The sequence below is a fragment of the Pseudoalteromonas sp. SR45-5 genome, from assembly GCF_014163565.1.
Classification (GTDB): domain Bacteria; phylum Pseudomonadota; class Gammaproteobacteria; order Enterobacterales; family Alteromonadaceae; genus Pseudoalteromonas; species Pseudoalteromonas distincta.
Genome location: NZ_JACJDN010000373.1, coordinates 1 through 4,000, shown reverse-complemented (window position 1 = coordinate 4,000; position 4,000 = coordinate 1). Strand labels below are relative to the sequence as shown.

At 39.2% G+C, this 4,000-nt stretch carries 4 protein-coding genes; 2 read left to right on the top strand and 2 right to left on the bottom strand.

All coding sequences use genetic code 11. From position 1 onward, the window contains the following. Positions 1-122 precede the first annotated feature (122 nt). Positions 123-1,496 (bottom strand): oxygen-independent coproporphyrinogen III oxidase, encoded by a 1,374-nt coding sequence (gene hemN / locus H5072_RS13515; RefSeq protein WP_182693811.1) that lies wholly within the window; start codon positions 1,494-1,496, stop codon positions 123-125. 123 nt (positions 1,497-1,619) lie between these two features. Further along, positions 1,620-2,153 carry a ribosome biogenesis factor YjgA gene (yjgA, locus tag H5072_RS13510; protein ID WP_002959930.1) on the bottom strand — a complete coding sequence of 178 codons (534 nt, stop codon included), beginning with the start codon at positions 2,151-2,153 and terminating at the stop codon, positions 1,620-1,622. 144 nt (positions 2,154-2,297) lie between these two features. Here yjgA and pmbA point away from each other — a divergent pair, with 144 nt between their 5' ends. After that, positions 2,298-3,647: a metalloprotease PmbA gene (gene pmbA, locus H5072_RS13505; RefSeq protein ID WP_165742846.1), complete on the top strand. Its 1,350-nt coding sequence runs from the start codon at positions 2,298-2,300 to the stop codon at positions 3,645-3,647. A gap of 72 nt (positions 3,648-3,719) precedes the next feature. Further along, a partial coding sequence (locus H5072_RS13500; protein WP_182693810.1) for a DUF721 domain-containing protein occupies positions 3,720-4,000 on the top strand: 281 nt, incomplete at its 3' end.

Below are 4,000 nucleotides of genomic sequence, written 5' to 3'. Positions count from 1 at the left end.
CGAGTTTAAAGCCGCTCCAGGTAGCGATAAAGTCGTTTTTAATTAAAGCTACAACTTAAATACAAAAAGCAGACCTAGGTCTGCTTTTTTTGTGCCGATGTATTTATTATCCAGAGTTCAGGCTAAATCACCCTTGAAAAGCGCGTTGCGTTAATTTGTTTTTGTAAGTGAGCATCGAAGCACATACAAATAATACGAATGAATAAGTTCCCGCGTGGTGTTACGCTAATTTTATTATCAATTATAGTGACTAGTTCATCTTTTATAAGTGGCGCCAGCGCTACTAATGCATCCTCAAAGTAGTCATTAAATATAAGCGCGTGTTTTTCACTAAAGTCTTGTATATCTAATTCAAATTGGCAAATGAGCTGTTTAATTGCATCAGCACGAATTACATCATCATGTGTTAAGTGCATTCCTTTATTAAGAGCACTACCGCTTTGTGTTTCTACGTTGTGGTAATAATGTTTTAATTCTTTTTGATTTTGTAAAATGGCGGTGCCAATTTGTGAAATTGATGACACGCCTAAACCTAATAAATCACAATTTCCATGGGTTGTATAACCTTGAAAGTTACGATGTAACTTGCCTACATTTTGCGCAACAGCTAGTTCATTATCAGTTTTTGCAAAATGGTCCATACCAATAAATTGATAGCCTGCTTGCGTCATCTGCTCCAGCGTATTTTTAAACATGGTGAGCTTATTATGAGCACTGGGTAAATCTGCATCTTTAATCTTACGCTGTGCAGCAAAGCGCTCTGGTAAATGCGCGTAGTTAAACACTGATACTCTGTCAGGGCTTAACTCAATAAGTTGCTCTATAGTTTTCTTAAAGCTCTCTGGCGTTTGCAGAGGTAGCCCGTAAATCATATCTGCATTAATAGATTGAAATCCTAGCTCGCGAGCTTGTGTAATTAATTGCTTAACGGTATCTGCATTTTGCGGGCGATTAACAGCAAGTTGCACGTCGTCGTTAAAGTCTTGAATCCCAAATGAGACACGGTTAAAGCCAAGCATTCTTAAATCAACAAGCATATTATCGGCAAGTGAGCGTGGGTCTATTTCAATACCGCGCTCTGTTGTGCGTGTAAAATTAAAGTGTTGTTCTAAAAGTTTAATTAAACGGGTCATTTGTTTTGCGGTTAAAAAGGTGGGAGTACCGCCACCTAAATGCAATTGCTCAACCGTGTAGCTTTTAAATAAAGGCGCTTGGGCAGTAATTTCTTTTGCTAAAAAGTCGAGATACGTATCTGCCTTAGATTGATGACGGGTAATTATTTTATTACAGCCACAGTAGTAGCAAAGCTGACTACAAAACGGGATGTGAATATATAAAGAAAGAGAGCGACTTGTTGACGATTCTATAGCGCTTAGTAGGTCTTGTTGCTGATATCCGTCACGCAGTGATAAAGCCGTGGGATAAGAGGTATAACGCGGACCAGACACATTATATTTGTTTATTAGGGTTTCATCCCATTGTGGAAGTTTAATCATCACGCACACCTAAGTATTTATTTATTGGGGATTATAAAAAAGTACTCAGGAAGGCGGTTTGATCTATAACAAAAAAGGTGCCGAAGCACCTTTTTTAATAAAATATAACTTAATACGACCTAATTAATACGTAATAGTATGAGCATCTTTAAGGTATTGAAATAATTCTTTATAACCTTTACCCGGCTTTTCAGCTTTCGCTTCTTTTGCCGCATTTCGAACCAATTGGCGCATTTGTTGACGATCAAGAGATGGAAACTGCTCAATAGTCTCATTGATAAGGTCATCACCTTGCTCAATTAAATCTGAACGTAATTGCTCAATTTTTTTGACCAATACTTCAGCTTGGTTATTTTTATTAAGCATCACATCGATAATCGCTTTAATATCATCAATGTTTTCTACAGTACGCAGTGTTTTAGCGATGTAATTTAAGTGGCGGCGATACGCGTCGCTTTTGTTACTTATTTTATCAGCAACAACCATCGCTTCTTTTAAATCGTCATTTAATGGCAGGCGTTCGCGCTGTTTTTTACCCATTTTGGCAATTTCAGTACCTAACTGATGAAACTCTTGCGCTTCGCGTTTAAGCTCCGTTCTTGATACATATTCAATTTCTTCTTCAATTTCAGCAGGCTTGCCTTTTTTCTTTGCCATGGGGTGCTCTTAAATAAAAATAACTTTTGCCATTATACATGAATATGATACTTAGGAATATTAGCTGATGTGATGCATTGAGTGTGTTAGCATTTAAATATAAGAAATGCGTGCATTATGCCTCTAAGGCTCAGGACTTAATTTATGAAAAGCCAACAAAACGATCCAATTTATTCTCAAATATCGCAAGTTAAAGATGCGGTAGCAGAAGTACTCGAACATGCTAAAAAATTAGGCGCTACAGCTGCAGAAGCTGCGATGTCTAGCACGTCTGGTTTATCGGTTAGTACACGAATGGGTGAAGTAGAAACCATTGAGTTCAACCAAGACGGCGGCTTAGGCATTAGTGTATATGTTGGTAATAATAAAGGCTCGGCGTCAACGGCTGATTTAAATCCAAAAACATTGCGCACGGTAGTCGAAAAAGCGATTGATATAGCCAAATTTACATCTGATGATCCATTTAACGGCGTTGCTGATAAAGAGTTACTTGAATTTAATCCTAAAGATTTAGATTTATATCATCCTTGGGATGTAAGTCCTGAGGAAGGCATTGAGCTTTGCCATGCTGCTGAGCAAGCTGCATTAAATGCGGACGAGCGTATTGTTAACTCTGATGGTGCGAGTTTTTCATCGCATCAGGGATTACGTGTTTATGGTAACAGCCACGGTTTAATTGCAGGTTTTCCGCGCACTCGTCATAGTATTAGTACTATGGTAATAGGTAAAGATGGCGAACACATGCAGCGCGACTCTGCTTATACAGTTGCTCGCGATCAGGCTGGTTTAAATGATGCTGCGGCAGTGGGTCTTGAAGCGGCAGCTGAAACCTTAGCTAAATTAAACAGCCAAAAGTTAGGCACAATGAAAGTGCCTGTTATTTTTAGAGCCGATATTGCAAATTCATTGTTTGGTCACTTGGTGTCGGCAATTGGTGGTGGCGCGCTTTATCGTAAATCAAGTTTTTTACTTGATAGCTTAGGCACTCAGGTATTTAGTCATTGTGTGAATATTGCTGAGCGCCCACATATTTTAAAAGGGTTGGCATCGTCACCGTTTGATAGCGAAGGTGTTAAAACATTCGATAGAGAAATAATTCAAGGCGGCGAGTTACAAACTTATTTATTAGCAAGTTATGCTGCGCGTAAAATGAACATGACCCCAACAGGACATGCTGGCGGTATACATAACTGGCTCGTTGAGCAAACTCATAACGATTTAACTGCACTATTAAAAACCATGGGTACTGGCTTATTAGTTACAGAGCTAATGGGGCAGGGCGTAAATACCGTAACGGGTGACTACTCTCGTGGTGCTGCAGGTTTTTGGGTTGAGAATGGTGAAATTCAATATCCGGTAAGTGAAATTACTATTGCTGGTAATTTAAAAGACATGTTTAAAGGTATTTCCGCCATTGGTGGTGATATAGAACGCCGTGGTGGTATTCAAACAGGCTCAGTATTAATCGAGCAAATGCAAATAGCCGGCGCGTAGTATTAATACGCAGTGTATACTTAGACCCAGAGTATTATCTTTGGGTCTAAGTGAGTTTTTACGAGGTGTAAAATGGCTAAAGATAGATATGCACCAAAACCGCTAACCGATATTATGGCGGGGTTAAATAATCGTTTATCGGCTTATGCAGGCAAAAGCCAAGCACTTGATACACAGCAAACCTTATTAAAAGATTTTTTAGGCCCTAAATTGGGTGATAAATGCCGAGTTAGTAATTACCGAGACGGCACGCTAATGATAGAGGCGGTATCTGCGCCTATCGCGCTTAGGCTTAATTATTTAAAAATGGATATGCTTTCACACTTTAGAGCAGCTGGAATGGCAGAGCTTGG